The 24,467-nt window shown below is 31.0% G+C and carries 17 protein-coding genes and 1 other annotated feature; of the genes, 1 reads left to right on the forward strand and 16 read right to left on the reverse strand.

The window, feature by feature from the left end; genetic code table 11:
• Positions 1-43: 43 nt before the first annotated feature.
• The 8 genes from alaS to J2Z44_RS00955 form a co-directional block, all read right to left on the reverse strand.
• Positions 44-2,695, reverse strand: a complete 2,652-nt coding sequence (gene alaS, locus J2Z44_RS00920; protein ID WP_209649278.1) for an alanine--tRNA ligase — start codon at positions 2,693-2,695, stop codon at positions 44-46.
• 79 nt (positions 2,696-2,774) lie between these two features.
• Positions 2,775-2,947 (reverse strand) — a binding site (T-box leader).
• 354 nt (positions 2,948-3,301) lie between these two features.
• Complete coding sequence (locus tag J2Z44_RS00925) at positions 3,302-4,327, reverse strand: AI-2E family transporter (RefSeq protein ID WP_021284379.1); 1,026 nt, start codon at positions 4,325-4,327, stop codon at positions 3,302-3,304.
• A complete protein-coding gene (locus J2Z44_RS00930) occupies positions 4,314-4,823 on the reverse strand; it encodes a PRC-barrel domain-containing protein (RefSeq protein ID WP_021284378.1) in 510 nt (169 codons plus the stop codon). Before J2Z44_RS00930 ends, J2Z44_RS00925 begins: the two co-directional genes overlap by 14 nt.
• Positions 4,824-5,028: 205 nt before the next feature.
• The gene (nifU, locus tag J2Z44_RS00935) at positions 5,029-5,463 is read right to left on the reverse strand and encodes a Fe-S cluster assembly scaffold protein NifU (RefSeq protein ID WP_021284377.1); all 435 of its coding nucleotides are present in this window, start codon (positions 5,461-5,463) and stop codon (positions 5,029-5,031) included.
• A 375-nt stretch (positions 5,464-5,838) separates the two neighbouring features.
• Entirely contained in the window at positions 5,839-6,912 is a 1,074-nt protein-coding gene (gene mnmA, locus J2Z44_RS00940; protein ID WP_209649279.1) for a tRNA 2-thiouridine(34) synthase MnmA, read from the reverse strand.
• A 10-nt stretch (positions 6,913-6,922) separates the two neighbouring features.
• Entirely contained in the window at positions 6,923-7,348 is a 426-nt protein-coding gene (nifU, locus tag J2Z44_RS00945) for a Fe-S cluster assembly scaffold protein NifU (RefSeq protein ID WP_021284375.1), read from the reverse strand.
• Between the two features lies 1 nt (position 7,349).
• Positions 7,350-8,534 carry a cysteine desulfurase NifS gene (gene nifS, locus J2Z44_RS00950; RefSeq protein WP_021284374.1) on the reverse strand — a complete coding sequence of 395 codons (1,185 nt, stop codon included), beginning with the start codon at positions 8,532-8,534 and terminating at the stop codon, positions 7,350-7,352.
• Positions 8,527-8,967, reverse strand: a complete 441-nt coding sequence (locus tag J2Z44_RS00955; RefSeq protein ID WP_021284373.1) for an RrF2 family transcriptional regulator — start codon at positions 8,965-8,967, stop codon at positions 8,527-8,529. Before J2Z44_RS00955 ends, nifS begins: the two co-directional genes overlap by 8 nt.
• Before the next feature lie 380 nt (positions 8,968-9,347).
• Here J2Z44_RS00955 and J2Z44_RS00960 point away from each other — a divergent pair, with 380 nt between their 5' ends.
• Positions 9,348-10,697, forward strand: coding sequence for an aminotransferase class V-fold PLP-dependent enzyme (locus J2Z44_RS00960; protein WP_021284372.1), 1,350 nt, complete (start codon positions 9,348-9,350; stop codon positions 10,695-10,697).
• Positions 10,698-10,940: 243 nt separating this feature from the next.
• On the opposite strand, the gene J2Z44_RS00965 is transcribed toward J2Z44_RS00960, so the two are convergent.
• From J2Z44_RS00965 to J2Z44_RS01000, 8 genes are all read right to left on the reverse strand, one after another.
• Positions 10,941-12,335, reverse strand: a complete 1,395-nt coding sequence (locus J2Z44_RS00965) for an amino acid permease (protein ID WP_021284371.1) — start codon at positions 12,333-12,335, stop codon at positions 10,941-10,943.
• Between the two features lie 377 nt (positions 12,336-12,712).
• A complete protein-coding gene (locus tag J2Z44_RS00970; RefSeq protein ID WP_021284370.1) occupies positions 12,713-15,196 on the reverse strand; it encodes an ABC transporter permease in 2,484 nt (827 codons plus the stop codon).
• Between the two features lies 1 nt (position 15,197).
• Positions 15,198-15,878 carry an ABC transporter ATP-binding protein gene (locus J2Z44_RS00975; RefSeq protein ID WP_021284369.1) on the reverse strand — a complete coding sequence of 227 codons (681 nt, stop codon included), beginning with the start codon at positions 15,876-15,878 and terminating at the stop codon, positions 15,198-15,200.
• A 44-nt stretch (positions 15,879-15,922) separates the two neighbouring features.
• Positions 15,923-16,606 (reverse strand): ABC transporter ATP-binding protein, encoded by a 684-nt coding sequence (locus J2Z44_RS00980; protein ID WP_209649280.1) that lies wholly within the window; start codon positions 16,604-16,606, stop codon positions 15,923-15,925.
• Between the two features lie 157 nt (positions 16,607-16,763).
• Positions 16,764-19,295, reverse strand: a complete 2,532-nt coding sequence (locus J2Z44_RS00985; protein ID WP_021284367.1) for an ABC transporter permease — start codon at positions 19,293-19,295, stop codon at positions 16,764-16,766.
• Between the two features lie 922 nt (positions 19,296-20,217).
• Positions 20,218-21,447: a S8 family serine peptidase gene (locus J2Z44_RS00990; RefSeq protein WP_021284365.1), complete on the reverse strand. Its 1,230-nt coding sequence runs from the start codon at positions 21,445-21,447 to the stop codon at positions 20,218-20,220.
• Between the two features lie 689 nt (positions 21,448-22,136).
• On the reverse strand, positions 22,137-23,387 hold the full coding sequence (locus J2Z44_RS00995; protein ID WP_021284364.1) for a sensor histidine kinase: 1,251 nt from the start codon (positions 23,385-23,387) through the stop codon (positions 22,137-22,139).
• A 23-nt stretch (positions 23,388-23,410) separates the two neighbouring features.
• Positions 23,411-24,142, reverse strand: coding sequence for a LytR/AlgR family response regulator transcription factor (locus tag J2Z44_RS01000; protein WP_021284363.1), 732 nt, complete (start codon positions 24,140-24,142; stop codon positions 23,411-23,413).
• Positions 24,143-24,467: the final 325 nt, after the last annotated feature.

Below are 24,467 nucleotides of genomic sequence, written 5' to 3' on the forward strand. Positions count from 1 at the left end.
GTACATCTAGCTATATTATAAAACATAATGTTCAAAAAGTACACTATTTTACCAAAGTTTCTATGATTAGTGAAGCCTTGTCCATAGCCTCTTTTAATTTTTCTGGAAGCTTTCCTCCTGCTTGTGCCATGTCAGGTCTTCCACCACCGCCACCACCAGCAACAGTTGCTACTTCTTTAATGATTTTACCACAGTGTACTCCTTTTGAAACAGCTTCCTTAGATGCCATAGCCACAAATTGTACCTTTCCATTAGCAGTGCTTCCAAGAACCACTACCCCTTCTCCAAGTCTGTCTCTTAGCTTATCTCCAAGGTTTCTTAAAGCATCACCTTCAACATCTTTAACAATTCCAGTAACAGCTTTAACTCCTTTTATTTCTTTAGCACTATTTAAAAGTTCATCCTCTACACCACTAGTTAACTTCTCTTTAAGTCCTTGGATTTCCTTTTCTTTTTCCTTTAAGGTTGCAACTACAGAGGACAGTTTATTTAAAATATCCTTTTCTCCACATTTTAGTACTGCAGAAATTTCTTTTAAGAAAATATTTTTATCTTCCACATACTTAACAGATTTCTCCCCAGTAATAGCTTCAATTCTTCGTATTCCAGCTGCAACTCCTGTTTCGCTTAAAATCTTAAATAATCCAATTTCACCTGAATTGTTAACGTGAGTTCCTCCACAAAGTTCCTTACTGTAATCTCCCACAGAAACAACTCTTACATCCTCTTTGTACTTATCATCGAATAGTGCCACTGCACCACTTGATTTTGCTTCATCTATTGACATAACATTAGTATATACATTATATACTTTCATTATTTCTCTATTCAGTATATTTTCAACTCTTGTAATTTCCTCTTCGCTAAGAGCTGCAAAATGAGTGAAGTCAAATCTTAATCTATCATCATCTACATAAGAACCTGCTTGGTTAACATGTTCTCCTAAAACTTCCTTTAATGCCTCATGAAGCATATGAGTTGCAGTGTGATTTTTGCAAATATTTTCTCTCTTAGTTTTATCTACTTCTAGAGTAACTATATCATTTTCCTTTAGGGTTCCTTCAACGACTTCCACAAAATGAAGAATCTTTCCGCTTATATTTTTCTTGCAGTTATAAACATTAGCCTTAAAGTTTTCTGATAAGACTAAACCACTATCTCCAATTTGTCCTCCCATTTCAGCATAAAAAGGAGTTTTATCAGTAAGAACAATTCCCTTTTGTCCCTTATCTAGAGCTTTTACAAAATTATTTCCCTCTATTAAAACTAAAACTTTACCTTCACAGTTTAATGTTTCATAACCTTTAAATTCTGTCTCAACTTCTAATGGAATCTTATTTAAAACTCCATCATCACTTCCCATGTAACTAGAATCTCCTCTAGCTGCTCTTGCGGTTTTTCTTTGATTATCCATTTCAGCATTAAAGCCTTCTATATCGATATTCAAGCCCTTTTCTTCCACGATTTCTTGAGTTAGTTCTAGTGGAAAACCATAGGTATCATATAGCTTAAATGCTTTTTCTCCACTTAAAGTTTTTTCTCCTTTACTCTCAAGCTCTTCTATATAGCTCTTTAGTATATCCATTCCCGAGTCTATAGTTTCTGTGAATCTTTCCTCTTCAAGCTTAATAACCTTCTTAATATAGTCTCTTTTTTCTTCTAGTTCTGGATAAGCACCCTTGCTATTTTCTATAACCTTATCACAAAGTTCATGCAAGAATATATTCTTAATTCCTAAAAGTCTTCCGTGTCTTGCTGCTCTTCTTAATATTCTTCTTAAAACATAACCTCTGCCTTCATTAGAAGGTAAAACTCCATCTGAAATTAAGAAAGTAGTGCTTCTAACATGGTCAGTAATAACTCTTATAGAAATATCAGTTTTTCTATCTTTCCCATAAGTTACTTTAGCAATACTACAAACCTCATCTAATATAGCTCTTATAGTATCCACTTCAAAAATACTATTTACACCTTGCATAATGGTTGCAATTCTCTCAAGGCCCATTCCTGTATCTATATTTGGATTCTTAAACCTGATATAGTTACCATTGTCATCTTTATCAAACTGTGTAAATACTAGGTTCCAAAACTCAACTACTCTATCTTCTTCTCCAGCTTTAACAAAGTCAGCTTCATTTGTTATGGTACCAAGCTCGCTTTTTCTATCATAGTGAATTTCCGAACATGGTCCGCAAGGTCCTGGACCTACTCCAACTTCCCAAAAGTTATCCTCTTTTCCAAGTCTAAAAATTCTTTTTGGGTCTACATCTGTAGTTCTGCTCCAAATTTCAAAAGCTTCATCATCCTCATGATAAATAGTTACATATAGTTTTTCTTTTGGAATTTGAAGCACCTCTGTAATATATTCCCAAGCCCATGGAATTATTTCTTCTTTAAAATAATCTCCGAAAGAAAAATTTCCAAGCATTTCAAAAAAAGTACCGTGTCTTGAAGTCTTACCTACATTGTCAATATCACCAGTTCTTATACATTTTTGACAAGTAGTAACTCTTTTACTTGGTGGAGTTTGAAGTCCTGTAAAATAAGGCTTAAGTGGCGCCATACCTGCATTAATTAATAATAAGCTATTATCATTCTTAGGAACTAATGGAAAGCTCTCCATTCTTAAATGGTCTTTGCTTTCAAAAAACTTTAAAAAGGATTCTCTAATTTCATTTAGTGACATATTCTCCATTTATATCAACCTCCAAATTATTATTCATTTTCTTATAAAACTGATAAATTTATGCACAAAAAAACCTTCGTCCCTAAAATAAAGGGACGAAGGTTTTCCGCGTTACCACCCTAATTATATGAGGAAACTCCTCATATCTCTTCATTAAAATATAGCTCCAAAACAGCTTCAATATGTTTTCCAAGAAGTTCTCACCAGCCACTTCCTCTCTGAATGTTCCACATATTTACTCCTTTTTATCATTGCTTAATATTAAATTCTTTTATTTAGGCATTTGAAAAGTAAATAACAAGTCAAAGATGTGAATGATATTTTTAGTTCACAAGCAAGCTTATGTTCACAAGCAAGCTTGTGCCGACAAGGAAACAGGTTCCGCAAATAGTAGAGCTATCTAAGGGTTCTGTTGACGCAGTATAACTCAAAATAGACAAACATACTGACTTATTTATTTTTTGAAAATGCCTTATTAACAAACTAAATTCAATACTAAAATATATTACTTTTACCTTGGCTCTTAAATATCTTTTAATAATGAATAAACTATATTTTGCATTTTTCTTCCTAAAACTTATATATTGTGAATTATAAGTAAAATAATATCACTTGTCAATAGAGGTAATAATCTAAATCCTCATAAAGAATTTTAACCATAACCCAAAGTGGCACAACTATAATCATTCCTATTATGCCACCTAAACTTCCACCAATAAGAAGTAACAGCAATATAGTTAATGGATGGGAACTTACACTATCTCCCATCATCTTTGGTCCTACTACATTCCCTTCAATTTGTTGAACTAAATTCAGCCAAATTGCTACCCAAATTGCCTTTTGAATAGAAGTAAAGCTAGCTAAAATTACAATAGGTACTCCTCCAATTAAGGGTCCAAAGTAAGGAATTATATTAAAAATTGCATTTATTAAAGATAGGGCAAAGGCAAATTTTATTCCACTAAATATTAATATAATATATGTAAGAACCCCTACAATTCCACACAATTGAAATTGAGTTATTATATATCTTTCTAAAACCTTATCAATATGAACAAGTGCTCTTCTCACAATATTTCTGCTATCCATAGGCACATATCTTATTACCCCATTAAGGATTTTCTCATCATCACACAAAAAGAAATATACTAAAGTTGGAATTATAAATATAAGTAGAATATTTTCTCCAAGCTTTATTGCTGTATTTATGGTTTCAGTAATAAAACCCTGCATTCCTGCTCTTATTTTTATATAAATATTATTTAAAGCTTCTCTTACAAACTCATTTTTTGTAAATTCAAACTTATCTAAAGAAAATCTATTGAAATAATCCTTAAACTCATTGATGGTATTTCCCATATTTGTACTTTCCTTATATATAGAAGGTATGAGTAAAATAAAGATCAACGCCATTGCTAGTAAAATTAAGGTTATAACAATAATAGCAGATAACTTTTTATTCAGCCCATATCTAAGAAAAACTTTGTAAAAAGGTCTTAAGCTGTAGGCTATAATAAAAGAAATTAAAATAACCCCAAATAGTTCCAAGAAAATAGGAAACTTCCAAATAAGAAAGATTACTAAAACAATAAAAGCTAATGTAACTAGGATATTTTTATACTTAAATTTAATTTTCCTCATAATTCACCACGACCTTCGAAAGAGATTTATGAGGAGTAACTACTAGTTTAAACTTATCATCTTCTCCAAAATAAAGAAGATTATCTTCTCCTAAAATTAAATCCTTAATAAGCAATATCTTTCGTTCTCTGAAAACTCCAGTAAAAGTACCACATTTTATTGAAATCCCTTTTAACTCGAAAGTCTTTCCACAAAATATAATATCATTAACCATTCCCAGAATATTTGAATTTTTATCTAACACATACATATTCCTAAGCTGGGAAAAAGAAAGTTGACTTTCTTTAGTGGTTTTTTTTACTAAAATCTTAGTATTATAATAAATTATATCTTCCTTAATTATATTAAAGCCTTTGCTTATAAACTTATAAGGATTAACCTTAAAGCCAGTAACTTCCCTTTTATTAAAATTAATTAAAATATCCTTTATATAACCTAAATTCTTGCCATTGATGTCTATTACATCCATATATATAAAATCTCTGCTTTTTAACATAATTATTACCACTCCAAAGTATGTAATCATTATGTTATTATATCCAAATTCTTCAAGGGTATACTTCTACATGGAACCAATTAATTTAATAGTCTAATTGGTTCCTTCAAAAGAAGTCTTTATCAACATGTGTGAGCCTTAGCTATTTAAACTACGATTATATTTATACTATGATTATAATTAAAATTTACTAACTACAATAATCTTAAGACTCCTCTGCTTCGTGTTCATGTAAGTTAGTATCTTCATACTTATCCTTCCACTTTTCAAGTCCCTGAGCCTCTCTATAGTTGTTAATTGCCCTATGGATGGTTTGCTCTGCCAGCACTGAGCAGTGAATTTTGGAGGATGGAAGTCCGTCTAAGGCTTCAATTACAGACTTATTAGTAAGACCCCAAGCTTCTTCTATGGTTTTTCCCTTTATTAGTTCTGTGGCAATACTAGAAGATGCAATAGCGGAACCACAGCCAAAGGTCATAAACCTTACGTCTTTTATTATGTTACCATCTACTTTTAAATAAATCTTCATTATATCTCCACAGTTAGCATCTCCAGCTTCCCCTATACCATTGGCATCTGGTAAAGTTCCTACATTTCTAGGGCTATAAAAATGTTCTAATACCTTATCACTATAATCCATTATAAACATCTCCTTTTAGGCATCTAAAAATAATAATAACTCAAAATATCCTTAGCATCTTGGACTTGTTATTTATTTTCAGATGCCTTATTCTAATAGAACTTACACCTATGTAACGTAAATTATAAATTTGCTTATTTATTACCATAATGATTTTTAACTACTGAAGCACATATATCCCTGTTAAATTTACCAATAAACCAATAAACCAATAACTTTAAATAAACTTTTATAAACTTACTTTTCACTACTATTGAACTGGTTTATTAATTCTTTTCTACTAATTACATAGATTTGTTTAATTTCCCACATAGCAATTTTAGGATATCCAGCATTTCGCTGAATATCCTAAAAATTTAATTAGCTTTATTATTCTTATAAAATTTCTTCTATAATCCCGCCACCTACTACTAAGTCATCAATGTAACATACTACAGACTGTCCCTTAGTAATAGCACGCTGCTTTTCATCAAATACAACCTTAATTCTATTATCATCTAATTGAATAACTGTAGCTGGGGCTGCCTTTGTAGAATATCTTACCTTGGCTGTTACCCTAAGTTCTCCCTGAATTTTATCGAAAGGAATTAAATTAATATCCTTTGCAATGAGTTCTGTTTTGAAGATATGCTCTTCATCTCCGAGAACTACTTCATTTCTCCAAGGAATAATATCCGTTACAAACATTGGCTTTCCAAGAGCAATACCAAGCCCCTTTCTTTGACCAATAGTGTAATGAATAATCCCTTTATGCTTTCCTAAAACCTTCCCTTGCCTATCCACAAAGTTTCCTGGTTTAACTTCTCTTCCACCATACTTTTCTATATAGCTTCCGTGATCATTATCTGGAATAAAGCATATTTCTTGAGAATCCTTTTTTCTAAATACATCTAAGCCTATCTTTTCAGCTATGGCTCTAATTTCAGGTTTAGAATAAGTTCCACAAGGCATTAAAGTATGGGCAAGATGTTCTTGAGTTAATCCATAAAGCATATAAGTTTGGTCTTTCTTATCATCTTCAGACTTTCTAAGCACAAATCTGTCATTTTCCTCGGTAATGGTGGCATAATGACCTGTTGCAATATAATCTGCGCCTAGATGTCTAGCTTTTCTTAAAAGCTCACTAAACCTAACGGTTCTATTACACATAACACAAGGATTCGGTGTTCTTCCCTGAAAATATTCATCTACAAAGTAATCAATAACATTTTCCTTAAAAGGCTTCTTAAAGTTTAGCACGTAGAAGGGAATCTCAAGGGCATCAGCTACTCTTCTGGCATCATTAGCCGCAGCCACTGAGCAGCACCCACCTTCTGTTTCCTCATAATCCGGATTGTCAGAAAGCTTCATCATAATTCCTATAACTTCATACCCTGCTTCTTTAAGTAGGTATGCAGCTACAGAGCTATCTACCCCTCCACTCATACCAACTACTACTTTTTTTTTCATTAGTTATCACCTATTCTCCGTGTACATGATCATGAATATCATCATGTTCTTCAAAATCCCAAAGGTCTAAACCTTGATTTTTTCTGTAATCATTTATTGCTTTATGAATAGCTTCTTCTGCAAGTACTGAACAGTGCATTTTTACAGGTGGAAGTCCGTCTAAAGCTTCAGCAACAGCTTTATTAGTAAGCGTCCAAGCTTCATCTACAGTTTTACCTTTTATAAGCTCTGTAGCCATACTTGAAGATGCTATAGCTGAACCACAGCCAAAAGTTTTAAACTTTGCATCTACAACTACATTGTCTTCTATTTTTAAATAAACTTTCATTATATCTCCACACTTAGCATTTCCAACTTCTCCAATACCACTGGCATCTTTAATTTCTCCAACGTTTCTTGGGTTTGTAAAATGGTCCATAACTTTATCGCTATACATATTAATTTTCCCCCTTATTCATAAAATCATCATATAATGGTGACATATCTCTTAATCTTTGTACTATCGATGGTACAGTTTTTAATACATAATCAACTTCTTCTTCTGTAGTTCCATCGCCTAAACTTAATCTTAAGGAACCATGAGCTATTTCATGAGGTAATCCTATGGATAAAAGAACATGAGATGGATCTAACGAACCTGATGTACAAGCACTTCCACTAGACGCACAGATTCCCATAGCATCTAACATTAAAAGTACTGATTCTCCTTCAATAAATCTGAAACAGACATTAACATTACCTGGAAGTCTTTTTTCTCCCTTTGGTCCATTTAATCTAGTATGAGGTATTTCTAATAATCCATTCATTAATTTATCTCTAAGATAAGTTAATGTTTTATTATGTTCTTCCATATTATCAACAGCAAGCTCTATAGCCTTTCCAAGTCCAACAATACCAGCTACGTTCTCTGTTCCAGCTCTTCTATTTTTTTCTTGTCCTCCGCCATGAACTAGGTTATGAATCTTTATTCCTTTTTTAATATAAAGAGCACCTACTCCTTTTGGTCCATAGAACTTGTGAGCTGCTAGTGAAAGTAAGTCTATATTCATTTCCTTAACATCCACTGGAATGTGTCCAACTGCTTGAACTGCATCTGTGTGGAAGAATATTTTTCTTTCTCTGCAAATTTCACCAATTTCTTTAACTGCTTGAATAGAACCGATTTCATTGTTTGCCATCATTATTGTAACTAAGATAGTGTTTTCCTTAATAGCATTTTTCAGGTCTTCTATTCTAATTACGCCTTCGTCATCTACATCTAAATAAGTTACTTCAAAGCCATGCTTTTCTAAGTATTCGCAAGCATGCAACACTGCATGATGCTCTATTTTTGTTGTAATTATGTGATTTCCCTTATTTTGATGTGCAAAAGCAATTCCTTTTATTGCCCAGTTATCTGCTTCTGAACCACCACCAGTGAAATATATTTCATTAGGGTCAGCATTTATAGCTTTAGCAACTCTCATTCTTGCCTTATCTAAAGCTTTTTTTGTTTCCCTTGAAATGGAATATACAGAAGATGGGTTACCATAAAACTCTGTGAAATAAGGTATCATTTCTTCTAAAACTTCTGGTTTTGTATAGGTTGTAGCTGCGTAATCCATATAAATAGGTTTATTCATTAAAATTCACTCCTTTTAACTTGGCGATGTTAAGATAATCGTCTACTATATCTTGTAAAGTAATAGCAGTGGTGACACTGTCTATACTTTCTTTAATCTTTTTCCAAACGGTTCTCGTGGCACAGCAATCTATATTATTGCAGGAACCTTCTTCTAAGCAATTTGAAATCTCAATAGGCCCTTCTAAAACCTCTAAAACTTCATACACTGTAATTTCCTTCGGTTCTTTACCTAGTATGTATCCACCACTGGCACCTCTTATACTTTTTATAAGCCCGGATTTTCTAAGTGATGAAAAAAGCTGTTCTAGATAATACTCAGAGATATTTTGCCTCTCTGAAATACTTTTTATAGATATTGGATCCTTACCATAATTAATAGCTAAATCCACCATTGCCTTAACGCCATAACGTCCTTTAGTTGATAATTTCATTTATATCATTCCTTAAATTTCATTTATGGTTATTAATGTTGACTGTTTTACTATACTTTCATATTAGCAAATCAGAGTAAAGTTGTCAACAATTCTATTTTACTTTTTTATTATAAGGAAGTAAAGGGAAATTTATACTCCTATTTTTAAAACCTAATAACATATTTAAGTGCAATAATTTTCAAAGTTCATATAGGTTGAAACAAAGCTCTTAACTTCACCAAAACAATTTTTCTTAGTTATGGAGATGATTTTTATAGAAGCTGACAAACCTAAATACCCCAAAATGTTGTTAAATTTTCTCAGTGATTATCTTTGTTGTGCCAATAGTTAGACTTATTAATATTATGTAATAGAAGAACTTTTAAGGAGGTTAAAAAATGAGCAGCTTTATAGATGACACCCAATATAGAGACTTAATCATGGGTTTAAATAATAAAGTTCATTTAACGGATGAAAAACTAATCACTGGTATAAATTTTGACAATGCTGCTACCACTCCCCCTCTAAAGTGTGTAGTTGAAGATATAATAAAGTTTTGCCCTTGGTATTCCTCAATTCATAGAGGAGAAGGATATAAATCTCAATTATCCACTTCTCTCTATGAGGAAAGCAGAAAAATTATAGGACAGTTTGTAGGTTATGATGAAAATAATATGGAAGTAATTTATGTAAAAAACACCACTGAAGCAATAAATAAACTAGCAAATATTTTATGCTGTGGTAAAAGAAGTAATTCCATTGTTTTGAGTACATCCATGGAGCACCACTCAAATGATTTACCTTGGAGATATAACTATAGTTTAGATTATATAGAGGTAGATGATGAGGGAAGGCTTGACATAGAAGATCTTAAAAGCAAACTAGAAAGATATAACGGTTCAGTGGCTTTAGTTACCGTAACAGGAGCCTCCAATGTAACAGGTCATAAAAACCCCATATACCATATTGCAAAGCTGGCCCATAGATATGGTGCAAAAATTCTAGTAGATGGTGCTCAGTTAGTTCCTCATGCTCACTTTGATATGAAACCCTTCTATAGTGAAGATCATATTGATTTTGTTGCCTTTTCTGGTCATAAGATGTATGCTCCTTTCGGTACAGGAGTTTTAATTGGTTCTAAGGAAGTGTTTAATCAATGTGGACCAGACTATGTAGGTGGAGGAACTATTTCTTTTGTATCCCATGATTTAGTGAAGTGGGCTGCCTCTCCAGACAGGCATGAAGCAGGTTCCCCTAATGTAATCGGCTCCGTAGCCTTAAGCTGTGCTGTAGAAAAACTAAGGGAACTTGGCATGGATAATATAGATAGACATGAACGAGCTTTAACCAAATATGCTACAGAGAACCTTATGAGAATTCCTTCTGTTATTCTGTATGGCGATTATATGAACTATAAAGATAAGGTGAGCATTATTCCCTTTAATATAGAAGGAATTCATCACGCCACTCTAGCTAAAATGTTATCCTATGAATTCGGCATTGCTGTTCGAAGTGGATGTTTTTGTGCCCAACCCTATATGCAGAAGCTTCTTCATGCTACACCTGAAATGATAAAAGAAAACATCGATGCCCCAAAGGAAAAGATGCCTGGTACAGTAAGAATAAGCTTTGGTATGTATAACACCTTCTATGAAATTGATAGGTTTTTAAATGCTATTTATAAAATAGTAATGAATAAAACCTACTATTTAAATAAATATAATTATGTGGATTATAAATTAGTGTAGTGTTAAAACTTAAAACTTTATAAGTACTTCATCTTTCCTTAAGAAAGTTATATAGGTTTGTTCCGTGTTAGTTTAACAACCTTTTGGAAGTTTCAAGTCTGCCCTCTTCTTTAAATGTCAGTTGCTCAACCTAGCTAATTGCTTAGGTGGCAGCTCAACTCTACTTCCAAAGTTGTTGAGCAAAAATATCTTTTTGATTATTTAATAAAGTAAAAACCCGATGCAATAGCATCGGGTTGTAAATTATAATTCTATTCCTGCAGATTCTCTTAACTTATCTACAGATTTATCCGCTTTATTCTTTTGCAGCATCATATAAACATAAACAGGAATTCCTACTAACATTAATATGAAACCATACATAACTGTTTCTGCTCCAGTTCCATAGATTGCATAGATAGAATATCCAAATCCAAGGATTGAGAAGAAGGAGTTCTTTAAGAAATTAGCTAAATTAAAGTTCTTATCTCCTTTAAATAACAATACTATTTCTGCTGCTGCACAGAAAGAATATGCTGGAAGGAAAGAAAGTGTAGCAAGTAATATCATAAAGTCGAAAGCTTTTTGTAATGTACTTACATAGTTAAGCACAAGTAATAGGTTCATACAAATACTTCCTATGATTAAAGCTGCTGTAGGAGTGCTGTATTTAGGGCTGATTTTCTTAAATACTTCTGGGAATAATCCATCCTCAGCTGCACCTACTGCACTTCTAGCAGTAGTTAAGAACCAGCCTGCTGTAGCTCCTAAAGTAGAAATTAGAGCACCAGCCGCAATGAACACTCCACCCCAAGTTCCGCCAGTAGCACTATTTATGATATCCGCAAGTGGTGCTTCTGACTTAGCAAGAGTAGCTTGATCCATAGCTCCCATAGCTACAAAGCTCATTAATATATAAATAGCTGATACTATTAAAATTCCATACACAGTACTTTTTTTGATATTTTTCTCTGGATTTTTAATTTCTCCTCCAGCTACTGTAGCACTTTCAAGTCCTACAAAGGCCCAAAGAGCTATTGCTATAGCAGAAGGTAACGTATTCATTCCAGCTAATTCTTCGCTAGATACTGTGCTTAAATAGCTTGGGTCAAAGTTTATTGCTGCAATAACAATAAATACAACAAGAACTCCAACCTTTAATACAGTTGATATAACTCCAAACTTACCAACATATTTAACTCCATAAATGTTTATGGCAGTGAAAAGCCAAACTACTATAGTACAAACTAAAAATGCCATGCCAGGAGATTTAGCTGCTGGCACAAAGTATGTAAAATAACTCATAAATGCAGTTATAATTGCGCAATTTCCAACCCATGAACCAATCCAGAAAGACCAAGCAATTAAAAACCCTGCAAAATCACCAAAAGCAGCTCTAGTATAAACAATAGGACCACCAGTTTTAGGCATTTTCGAACCAAGATTAGCAAAGCTAAGTGCAATTAATAAAGATCCTATAGCAGTTATTATCCAAGCTATCATAGATACCTTTGGATTTGTTACTCTTGCAAAACTTGCAGGTGACATAAAGATACCAGAACCAATGATGTTTCCAACTACAATTGCTGTAGCCGCCCCAAGACCAAGTTCCCTTTTTAATTTTCCCTCATTATTTAAGGGTTCTAAATTTTTACTCATTGTTTTCCTCCTTAGAATTTTCTAGCAAAACTTGTCCAACATTAATAAAAATTGTAACCGCTTATAACAAATTATACCCCTAATATTAAATTTGTTAATACATTAACAATTCTAATACATAATGATGAAAGATTCAACATATTCTAACAATTATTTCGAAATTTTATAGATAAATTATTAGTATCTATAAAATTTAAAATAAAACAGATTATACGAGTGAATTTTTAAGGTTATTTTTGTAAAAAAAGGGAACTTACTGTCATCTATCAAAATTACTTATAAATTAATATTAATAAAGACATGGATAATAAACTAATACTCTAATTACCCATGTCTTTCATAATTTTATAAACTTTTTACTCATTCCCTATCATTTACTAATCAATAGTTCTTATATCTTCAATAATACTAGAGGTCATTATTCTCCTCATAGGTGGCAAGGAGGCTAAAATACAAATTATAATAGATAAAAAATAAGTTATAACAATTGTCCAAATATCTATGCTCCATACTAAAAAAGGAACTTTACTAAATATTTTTAGCCCTAAAGAATAAATTAGTAACCCTAGAGTAATTCCTATAGTGGCACTGACTATTCCGTAAGTTATAGCTTCTTTTATTATTATAGTTTTATATTCTCCTTGACTAAGTCCAGTCGCTCTAAGCATTGCTGCCTCTTTTTTATTTAATAGTATATTCATGGTAACTGTATTTAAAATATTAATTATTCCAATAATCATTATAGTAAAAACAAAACTATAAAGTACTACTTTCACCCCTTTAGACACCTCTTGGAATAATCTTGTCTCTTCTTCCAAGCTTACAAGTTCCCCGTCAGTTTGGTTTTCAGCTAACTCCTTTAATGCTCCCTCAAGTGTAGGTACATATTTATTGGTTTTATTAATTCTTATAGCCTGATACCCATTTAATTCTGTAATTTTCTTTAGGGTATCCTCATGAAAAATTAATACCGTAGGTACCAAGTTATCAAATACAGGGAAGTTTAGTCCTTTTAAAATAGCTTGTATCTCTATCTTTTCATCCTTATTAATAAAGTTATTGCTATCATCTTTGTAGGTATGGGTTATCTGTATTTCATCATTGCAGTTTATTAAAACGTCCTCTTGAAAGTTGGAATTAGAAAACAACAATGCTTTATTACTATTTTTTAACTCTTCAAGATCTAAGGTTCCATCCTTTACATATTGAGCAAGTTCTTTTAGCTGCCTATCATTAAGTCCATATACTTCTGTTCCTACCCAATATAAGTTTTTACTCATAAGGTACTCACCCTTGCTGCCAGCTGCTATATACCCCTTAGCCCTTTCCTTATAGTTCTCACTTAATAAATCTCCTGAAGTAGTTAAATTGCCATTTACATACCTATAAGCTTCTACCTTCTTAATGCCATCTAACTTTTCAATTTTTTCTACTGTCTCTTCACCAAAGCCTATATACTTAAATTTAAAATTTACTTTTAAAATATAATCTGAACCAATGCTTTGAATTAAATTGGTTGGATCAAGATATTTTATTACCCCAATAGATATAATAAAAACCATAATACTTATAGCTAATGATGCTATAGTTGTAAAAAATCTTTTCTTGTGCCTCTTAATATTTAAAAAGCTATAGCCTGTAGTAAAGTTAGTTTTATTTGTTAGCTGGTATTTTTCTCCTCTATTTTTTCTTCTTATAGTTTTCATTTCTGTATAATTAATAGCAGATAATGGCGGAATTTTCCCTGCTGAAATCGCAGGCTTTAAAGAGGATAGCCCAACCGCTATCAAACACAATAAAAATATAATTGCAATATTGATAATTGGTATAGATATAGCTCCGTCACTAATACTATTCTTAGTTAAAATATTTAATAAAGCTGTTCCTTGTGCACCTAAAAATATGCCTACTGGTATGCACAGTATTGAAAGTAATAATGTTTCTCCCATTATTAAAATTATTATGTGCTTTGGTTCTGCTCCAACTACTCTTAATAATCCAAGTTCCTTTTGTCGTTCAACAATTATAATGCTATAAATATTATTAACTAGGGCAGCCGCTGCAATAAGTATAATTACAGTTAATGCTATCATTATTAAATTTCTTCCCTCTGCTTGTTTATAATACTTAATTAAACTCTGATTTGCTGATAGGGTTACTCCATTGGTAGAAGCAATTGAGAAAATGCCTTCTTGTGTAGGAATTTTATTTGTCTTAATGAAAGTGTCATATCGTTGAAACTCACTTGGCACTATACTTTCAATGTATTTTTCTGTTAAACAAGCAATCCCTGTATTTTGCGTTATAGAATTATATCTATCTTTTAAAATCCCAACCAGGGTTAATTCTACACTACTTCCAAGGTTGTGCTTTTCACCAGAAATTTCTATTATACTTTTTTCATAAGTAACCTTTATTTTATCTCCTAATTTTGCATCTGGATAAAACTTTTTTAAAATCCATCCTTCTAATGCCACTTCTCCATGTTCAGAAGGGTATTTTCCTTCTTGTAGCTTTAAGAGAAGCATATTTTGAGCTTCTGGTGAAAAGGCAGAAATTTTTATTTTATATTTATTATCCTTACTAACTGCATATCCTAAATTAATACTTCTTCCCACTTCAGTAATTCTACTGTCACCACTTGTCCAACCTAAATATTTAAGTTCAAATCCTGAATTTGAGCCATGATAATCTCCGCCTGCTAGTTCTACAGCAGTTTTATAGGCTTTTTCCTTGTAGTTATTAAGAGAAATATTCATGGTTGTTAGTAAGAAAGCTGAGAGCATAATGCCTATGGCTATAAGTATTGTTCTTCTTTTATTTTTTAATAAGTTCTTAGGAATTAATGATAAGTATTTCATACTAATTTCTCCTCAAATCTGAAGTTATTGTGCCATCTTCTATTGTTATAACCCTATCTGCATAGGTTGCCACCTCTGGATCATGGGTAATCATAACTAAAGTTTGATTAAACTGCTTAACTGAATTTCTTAAAAGTTCTAATACTTCTTTACTATTTTTCTTGTCCAAGTTTCCCGTTGGTTCATCTGCAAAAATTATTGCCGGTTTGTTAGCTAATGCCCTGGCAATGGCAGTTCTTTGTTGTTGACCTCCAGAAATTTCACTTGGTAGGTGCCTTCTTCTATCTTCAATATGAAGTACCTTCATCAAATCTTCTATATACTTTTCATCTATCTTTTCCTTGTCAAAAAAAAGTGGTAGTTTGATATTTTCTTCTATGGTAAGGGTTGGTACTAGGTTAAAAAACTGAAATATAAAACCTATATTTTTTCTTCGAAATTGAGCAAGCTTCTTTTCACTCATTTCTTTAATATCTTCTCCATTTATATACACCCTTCCAGCGGAAGGCTTATCGAACCCTGCCAATAAATGAAGTAAAGTACTTTTTCCTGACCCACTCGGGCCTATAATTACTGTTATTTCCCCTTTATATATTTCCAAATTAGTATCTTTAAGTGCTTCTACTTTGACTTCCCCTTCACCGTAAACCTTTTCTAAATAGGTAGTTTTTAGCACAACCATAAAAGTCCCCCCCTTTTCACCCTAGCATTTTTAATAGTATTTGTTTACTCTTTAGTCCTCTTATCATCCACAATTATTCCATCAGCTATAGTTATAATTCTATCTGCACGAGCCGCAATATTAGGGTCATGAGTTATCATAACCAAGGTTTGATTATATTTTTTTATGGACATAGTAAGTAGATCTAAAACCTCATTGCTATTTTTGCTATCTAAGTTTCCTGTGGGTTCGTCTGCAAATATTATGGAAGGCTTATTAGCAAGTGCTCTTGCAATGGATGTTCTTTGCTGTTGTCCTCCTGAGATTTCTCCTGGTAAGTGAGTTTTTCTATTTTTAATATCTAAGGTTTCCATTATTTCATTTATATAAGCTTCATCAACTTTTTTACCATCCATTAATAGTGGTAGTTTAATATTTTCCTCCACAGATAATATAGGAATTAGGTTGAAGAATTGAAATATAAATCCTATATTTCGTCTTCTAAATCTAGATAACTCTTTTTCCCCCATAGAATAAATATCTGTATCATTTATAAAAACTTGTCCAGCTGAAGGTTTATCAAGTCCTGCTAAAAGATGTAATAAGGTACTTTTTCCTGAACCACTAGGACCTACTATTGCTGTAAATTCTCCTTTTTCGATAGATATATCTGTTGGTTTAAGTGCCTTAACTTCCGTTTCCTTAATTCCATAGGTTTTTGTGAGACGTTTTGTTCTTAATAATTCCATAAATATCCCCCCAATTATTTCTCCTTGAAGATTGTTTTGTTAAAAATATTTTATTGGCTTCAAAGATGAAGATTTGTTCTACTCATCTTTGAAGCCTAAAAATTTGTACTCATATTTAAACAAGATATTTATCTTGTTTTTTTTGATAAACTTACTTTTATTCTATTCCTCTTATAGAATCAACAACACTTGAAGTAAAAAGTTTTCTTGAAGGCAGTATTGCTGCTATAACTGTAATAAAAGTAGTAATAACAAATACCACTGCTATCTCTAAGGTAGGAAAGCTCCATGCCATATCTGCTTTTATTACCCCTCTTCCCTTAATATAAATTACATAGGTTGAAAGCATTCCCAAGGTTATTCCTACTATACTAGCGGCAACTCCATAAAACATTCCCTCATGTTTTATCATAGCTTTAACCTCATCACTACCAAAGCCCAAAGCTCTCATCATTCCAATTTCTTTATTTCTAATCATTACATTCATATACATTATATTTATCAAGTTAATTACACTTACTATTGCTACTATGAATACAAGGCTGTATAGAGTCATAGATAACTTCACATTGGACTCTTTTGTTGCTTTAAGTTCTTCTTTAAAGGATTTTATGGTTAAATCTCTAGAAAGCTTCATGGTATCTCTTATTTCTTTTTCTGCTTGTTCATAGTTTGCATCCTTATTTAAGATAATATTTGCCTGCTGATAGTTATCAATGTTTAAATAGTTTTTCATTGCATCTTCACTTACTATAAACATAATACTGGTACTAGCATCTACTGAAGCTAACATTTCTTCCTTAACCACAGCTCCTACTTCAAATACTTCTTTTGAGTCTCTAACAGGATTTCCTTTTTCATCATAAATTGGATAGCTTATTTTAATTCGATCCCCAACTTTGATATTAGTATAATCTCTATAATTTAAATCCTGAGCTACTATAGCTAATTTCTTTTCTTTCATTTCATTTACATCTATATTTCCTTCAATTAGACCTGATTTTAACTTTTCAAGTTCTTCAGAGCTGTACCCCAAAGTTCTTGTTTCAAAAAAGTATTGCTTTTTATTAAATAGCTCCTTTAAATATGGGTTTCTATTACTATTAGCCTCTTGAAATTTTAAGCCTTTGCTAGTAACACTTTCTGTCGGCACATATACAGGTGAAGAAATTCTTCTCTCAGTTGAAATTTTCTCTACTCCTTTAATTTCAGAAAGCTTACTTATATCTTTTTCAGTTAACCCATAATCTTTGGAAGTTCCAGAGGATAGTAATACAAAGTCACTTGGAAAATTCTTTCTAAAGTTCGCTATTGGGTCTGCAGAACCTATCAAGTAATTTACACAGCTTAACATAATTATGGTTATAGATAGAGAAACTACTGTAGTTATAAATTTTTTCTTATTTCTATTTATATTCATGTATGCCATATTAGCTGGAAATTTAAATCTTTTTCTTAAAGTTCCATTACCTTCAAGGGAACTTTTAATTTTTCTTCCTTTTAAGTTTAAGTTATTATTAGAGCTTATTGCTTCCATAGGAGATATTCTTGATGCCTTTACAGCTGGAAAGTATACTCCTATAATAATTGATAAAAATCCAACTACTAAAGCTGGCGTTATACCAGCCATAGGAATATGAAATAATCCATTTAAATTCCCCGTTGCGGAAGAAAGCATCATAACGGTCCTAACGGCTAGGCTTCCTAAAAATATTCCTATTGGAATAAATATCATACCTAAGGTTATGCCTTCCCCTAGTACAATTCCCTTAATTCTAAGTGGTGACGCTCCAATGGCTCTTAGCATTCCAAATTCTTTTATTCTTTCTGTTATAGATATATTAAACACATTGAAAATGATAATACTTGCTACAGCTCCAATGATAATAAACAGCACCTTGAAAATTAATTCAAAGACTTTCCCATATTGCATAGTGGAAGTTTTAACATAATTTTCATTAAAGAATATTTTAGAATAATTATTTGTTGCTGCTAGCTGCATTGCAGTATCTGTCACAGAACTTGTAGGATTTATAAATATATACCCCTCATACTCTAAGTTTTGATTTTTCAAATTATCCTTAAGAAATTCTTTAGTTATATAACCCTTTGCTGTATTTTTATTAGGAAATTGATTATTAGTGTACTTAAAAGTTCCAACTAAAACAAAATTACTTTCCATCTCCTCTTGAAGTCTCTCACCCTCCAAAGTTCTATATTCCACAGTATGTGGAAACTTCATGGTATCCCCTATTTCATATTTTTGAGGGAATGCATCTAATACCCATTGCTCTAAAGCAATTTCATTTCCCTTTTGGGGATATCTCCCCTCTATTAAGTTAAAATTTAAAAATTCTGTAATGTTTTCATCATAGGCTTTAATATCTATATTAACTTTAGAATTTGGAATTCTATATTCGCCCAAATTAGCAGCTATAGACATTTTCTCAACTGCAGAATCAGTCTTTAGCTCCTCAAATTTTCCATAATCTCTTGTGAAGAATGAAATATCATAGATACCTCCAGCGTCGTCAACCATCCTTTCATAGGATGTCTTGCTCACAGATTCTTGTATTATACTTAAAGAAACTATTAATGCTACTGATAGCACTATACCAATACCCATAAATACAATACGCTTCTTATTCTTAATAATGTATCGTGGAATTATCCCCCAAAAACTCCTCATAATCTCCCCCCAATTTAATTGTTATTCAATTTTGTATGGTATTAAGTTATTAAAAATTAGATAAAAAATGAAATGATTTATATAAGATCTGTTGCTAAAATTTTTATATGTATCTTAAATCCTAACTTAATATGAAAAGAGTATATTAATGCAGCTTACAACCTGTACACTGTATTAATATACTACCTTATTTTACATAAATTTTCAGTAATTTTTCAGAATTTTACAAACAGTTAATACTTTTTGAAACTTTTCTCTATAATAAAAGTTTCAAAAATCTTATCTTTATTAAATTTATAACTTATAATTAATTGCACTCCCCATAAATACTAGGGTTTCAGTTACAATAACTATGTAAATAAGTATCATCTTTATAAACTTATTCTGTTAAAAAAATATTCATTACTTTGCTTATTTTTTAACTCTTCTCTATTTATATACCCCTTCCAACTGATGGCTTATCTAACCATACTAAAAATAAAGTATAGCACTTTTTCCTAACCTACTAAGCCCAATAACTACAGTTATTTCCCCTTTATATATTTCTAAATTTATATACTTAATAGCTATACCATGCTTTCCCTTCTTCTTAAACATTTTCTAAATAACCTGTTTATATAAGAACTATATAAATATCCCCGAACTTATCATTTAAATACTTATGTACCAAAACTTATTAAAAAGACCTTATGAAAGCTTTATAGCTTTAAATATAAAAATATCATTAATAAAAGGTAGTATATTAATATAGAGTATTATTACCTATATTAATATACTACCTTTTATTGGAATATTACTCAGTAAATCTTCAGAGTCTTATAAATAGCTATATCCTTTATTACCAAATTATAGAAACATCATGCATAATTTAATCGCATAGAATTAACTTTTTTTACCTAGTTATTTATCCTACCTAACAGCTTTAGTTGAGCAACTTTAGTTTATTAATTAAATCTACAGGACTTACCACATGCTTAATTTCAAAGGTTTTTGATTTATAATCAACCTTAGTTGCCTTACTGGTTTCCATAGCTGTCTTCCAGAAAAGTTCAGGAGTAACCTCTGGGTTTGCTTCACAAGCTAGCACATATAATCCTGAGATATATGGTACAATCCAACTATATGCGCCGTATCTATAAAAAGTATATTCATCATCATAATTAGATCCAGCTATAGTTCTTGAATCCATAGGAAAATATAAGCAATTTTTATCACTATCTAGAAATTGTTCGGGAGTTTTTCTAGAAAAAATCGCCCCCTCCCAAAACTTTCCTGCTGAGTAAGATGAAACCTCATTGGGATTGTTTGTTGGATGTCTACCTGCTCCTGTAAATTCAAATCCATGAGTGTCAGGTAATGATGTAGAAATAGTGAATATTCCTTCTTTGGTTGCCTTATCAACAGCTTCCTTAAATTCTTTATAACCTTTATCTTCGGGAAGACATCCCATTGACATGGAGATAACTTTTATTTTCTTATTTTTTGGTAATCCCTTATTTAATTCAATAACCTTATCTATTGCAATTGCTACTTTTTCAAAATCATATCTTGAACTTCCACTTTTGTCTGTATAAGTATTATTCACTGCAAAATAATATATATCTGCTTTTGGTGCCACTCCTACAGTTTTTCCCGCTGCAATAGATGCCACAGCTGGACCATGCATAAGATTGTCTGTTCTTGGATTAAATAATTCTTCATAGTGCTTTATTCTGTCATAATATTCTTTATGCTTGTTTTTTAAAGGTGAATCTAATATTGCTATACCTATATTTTTACCTGTTATTCCTTGTTTGTGTAGCTTTCTAACTTCAAGTCCTGGATCTTTACCCATGTCCAATATTTCTTTTGGATTATAATCCTTTGGCATTTTGTCTTTGCTTGGCCACTTTGTTGTAGTGTCAAAATATGCATAAAATAAGTCTTTACTTCTATCATTTATATCTAACGCTGATAAATCTTTTCCTCTCAAGTCAACTTGCATTAAGTTAACTTTTTTTGGACTTGGAAAATCTTCTTCAAAAGCAGGCAACTCGTAAGTCTTCTGTAAATAATTTGAAACTTCCTTATCTTTTAAAAGTTTATTATTTAAAAGATATCCACCACAGAATAATATAACTATAGCTATAGCTACTAATATAGATTTTTTCATAATAACGTATCTCCTTTTATCAAATTTTTGCCTTGAATATTTGATAGAGGAAATTAATCAACTATAAACGCAACATTAATTTTGTAAATCAGAACCATATAAAGGCAATAAAAACACAAAATCTATTATATTTTTATGAATTCGTCAGAATATAAGTTATTACATTACGTTTTAATATTTCTTTAAATGCAGGATTTTTAGTTATTAACTTCCATAATATTTTTCTTTACAAAATAATGTTATCAGAATTACATTTTGAAACAATAGAAAAGATATGAAAAGGAATTTTTAAGACATGAGAGGAATTTTATTTTTTTAAATTCCTCTCATGTCTAGTCTTTTCCCTTTCATTTCTATGGTATTTACTTATGAACTTAATTATGGTATTTACTATAATATAAGGTACGGAGAATTTCCTTAGGAGGACTTCATTAAAAGAATTTTTGCATCCTTATTGTGGTCAACTTTGTTTTTTTGTTCCACATTTATAGTTATACCACTATTACCTATGCTAAATATCAGGGTCTACTAATTTCATATGTTTCTTTAATATATTAGTCATAGTAACAAAGTCACCTTATCCAAATCACTAATTAATATGTTAGGTGTTTGGTTAGTTGCACTAACAGGTGTTATAATCTAACGCAGTGAGACTTGCACTTATTTATGAGGTTCTCCCTCCTAAAAGATTATTTAAAAATTAATCTGAATACTGTATTACCTTCTTCCAAAGATAGTTGTATCTCCCCACCATTTCCTTCAACTATCTTTTTCACATTATAAAGTCCAAGCCCTCTCCCAACCTTTCCTTTAGTTGTAAAGCCTCTTTGGAATATGTTATTTATATCTTCAGCCTTAATAATACCACTATTACTAACTTCTAAAACATTCATATTTTCTTCAAAATAAGTTTTTACCGTTAAACACTTCTCCTCTTGATACTTTTCTAACACCTCAAAACCGTTGTCAATTAGGTTTGTTAAAACTTCAACTAGTTCATAATCCCTTAAGGATGTTTCAAGTAATGAATTTTCTATAATGTATTTAAATTTAATATTTAATTTATTAGCTTCGTGAAGCTTACTGTATACTATAGCACTAAGTATTGAGTTGTCTATATATATCATATTTTCTAGACTTTGCATAGAATTGCTTAGGCTGTTAATGTAACTTTTAACATTATAACAATTCTCATTTCTTTTACTTAATTCTACAAGACCACTTATTATACTTAAGTGGTTTTTAAAATCATGCTGTCTTTCTCTTATTTCTTCTGTGATACTTCTCAGAACCTCTCCATATTTAGCTTTAACTGATATTTCTCTTCTTTCATGCTCTACTCTTACAATATAAAAATACATTATAGTGTTTATAATAAACATTGTTGAAAGAATTAAAACAAAACTTATCCAATTGTCTAAAATTATATCATTATCATAGTCCCATAAAACCTTTGATACTAAAATATATCCAAGTAAATTAGTAATGAAATAAGTCATTATTTTTTTATCTATTTTAATCATTAGTTTTTTATTGAATACCGGTACATACCTGCAAATGGTAAAAGATAAAAATATAATTAATATATTAATACTTACACTAATAATAAAATTATCCATATCTATTGCAATAAAAATTCCAAATAGTGATATACCAACAATTTGAAAAACCATAAGTATAAGTAAAGTAAGCAAAAACTCCAGCAAAGCCTGAACAATAGTCCTATGATAAATATAACTTACTAATAATACAAGCACTAAATAACTTAAAATTGTATTGGCATAAAAATTAAATTGAGTTACAGCATTTATCAATGATGTGATAATTAGTATTAGCAAATTCTTAGATAAACTTATCTTTTTTGATACAAGGTTGCTCCATAAAATCGTTATTGAAATCATTTCTGTAAACGTTATTATAAAACTCTCAACAACACCCATAAATCCCCCATTAATACATAAACTTACTGTATTTCACCTTTAAATATTTTAAAAACCTTATCCTTAAAATTATAGCTTACCAAAGCCTTTTCATCATGTCCCTGAAAGCCTATCTCCCAGGATTTAGAACCTATTTTTCCTATTTTTTTTATTTCTTTTGTATTTACAATAAAAGACTTATGACACTGGACAATATAATCACAGCTAATCTTTTCTAGAATTTCTTTCAATCTCATACCTAATATTTTAAAAGCTCCATTCTTAGTATGAATTGTACACGTTTTTATCCTCACTTCTACAAATAGAATTTCCTCAATATAAAACTTCATTGATAATCTTTGCTCTATTTCAAAAACCACATACTTTTTCTTCATTTCTTTGATGTCTTTTCCGTTTCTAATAAACTTATTCGTAAGTTCAATTACTTTTTCCTTATTATAAGGCTTCTCAATGTAATCGTAGCAATGAAGTTGCTTGAAGGCATCAATCATATACCCCATATGAGTTGTAATGAAGATAATCCATGCTAATTCGTATCTATAATCTTTTCTGAGTTCCTTGGCTAGAGATATCCCAGAAGAGTTTTTTAAGTGAATATCTATGTAGAAAAGATCAATCAAAACTTCTCTCCCCATTGTTAATGCTTCTTCTTTATCTTCAGCTTCATATATATTTAAATCTACACTTATTTCTTGCAAAATCCTTTTTAGATTTTCTCTTTGTAATTTATTATCCTCTACTACTAAAACATTCATAAAATTCCCCCCATGTGATTTTATAAACTTTAGAAAGAACTTGCTTATAACTTCTCTTCTATTTTTAGTTATTTATTATTTTCTAAATACTTCGACAATAGCTTCAAAAATTCCTACTTGATTTATTAACTTTTACAATTATGCTATGCTATGTTTTTACTGTATTCTCATTTAAATGCTTAGTAAAAAATTAGCAGTATTGTATTGAATTTCTCATGTAGATTCAACTCTATTGTCTTCAATCAATTTACTCATAAAAAAGAGTTTTTCAAGCATCCAAGTTGTAAAATATAGCGTAAAAATTAATGCCATTCATATTATTTTA

Origin of the sequence: Clostridium punense (assembly GCF_017874425.1) — a bacterium.
GTDB classification, from domain to species: Bacteria; Bacillota; Clostridia; order Clostridiales; family Clostridiaceae; genus Clostridium_J; species Clostridium_J punense.

Coding starts and splice junctions, on each gene's coding strand:
- alaS (WP_209649278.1), bottom strand. CDS start 2,695: ATGGAGAATATGTCACTAAATGAAATTAGAGAATCCTTTTTAAAGTTT.
- J2Z44_RS00925 (WP_021284379.1), bottom strand. CDS start 4,327: ATGAGGAAAATTAAATTTAAGTATAAAAATATCCTAGTTACATTAGCT.
- J2Z44_RS00930 (WP_021284378.1), bottom strand. CDS start 4,823: ATGTTAAAAAGCAGAGATTTTATATATATGGATGTAATAGACATCAAT.
- nifU (WP_021284377.1), bottom strand. CDS start 5,463: ATGGATTATAGTGATAAGGTATTAGAACATTTTTATAGCCCTAGAAAT.
- mnmA (WP_209649279.1), bottom strand. CDS start 6,912: ATGAAAAAAAAAGTAGTAGTTGGTATGAGTGGAGGGGTAGATAGCTCT.
- nifU (WP_021284375.1), bottom strand. CDS start 7,348: ATGTATAGCGATAAAGTTATGGACCATTTTACAAACCCAAGAAACGTT.
- nifS (WP_021284374.1), bottom strand. CDS start 8,534: ATGAATAAACCTATTTATATGGATTACGCAGCTACAACCTATACAAAA.
- J2Z44_RS00955 (WP_021284373.1), bottom strand. CDS start 8,967: ATGAAATTATCAACTAAAGGACGTTATGGCGTTAAGGCAATGGTGGAT.
- J2Z44_RS00960 (WP_021284372.1), top strand. CDS start 9,348: ATGAGCAGCTTTATAGATGACACCCAATATAGAGACTTAATCATGGGT.
- J2Z44_RS00965 (WP_021284371.1), bottom strand. CDS start 12,335: ATGAGTAAAAATTTAGAACCCTTAAATAATGAGGGAAAATTAAAAAGG.
- J2Z44_RS00970 (WP_021284370.1), bottom strand. CDS start 15,196: ATGAAATACTTATCATTAATTCCTAAGAACTTATTAAAAAATAAAAGA.
- J2Z44_RS00975 (WP_021284369.1), bottom strand. CDS start 15,878: ATGGTTGTGCTAAAAACTACCTATTTAGAAAAGGTTTACGGTGAAGGG.
- J2Z44_RS00980 (WP_209649280.1), bottom strand. CDS start 16,606: ATGGAATTATTAAGAACAAAACGTCTCACAAAAACCTATGGAATTAAG.
- J2Z44_RS00985 (WP_021284367.1), bottom strand. CDS start 19,295: ATGAGGAGTTTTTGGGGGATAATTCCACGATACATTATTAAGAATAAG.
- J2Z44_RS00990 (WP_021284365.1), bottom strand. CDS start 21,447: ATGAAAAAATCTATATTAGTAGCTATAGCTATAGTTATATTATTCTGT.
- J2Z44_RS00995 (WP_021284364.1), bottom strand. CDS start 23,387: ATGGGTGTTGTTGAGAGTTTTATAATAACGTTTACAGAAATGATTTCA.
- J2Z44_RS01000 (WP_021284363.1), bottom strand. CDS start 24,142: ATGAATGTTTTAGTAGTAGAGGATAATAAATTACAAAGAGAAAATCTA.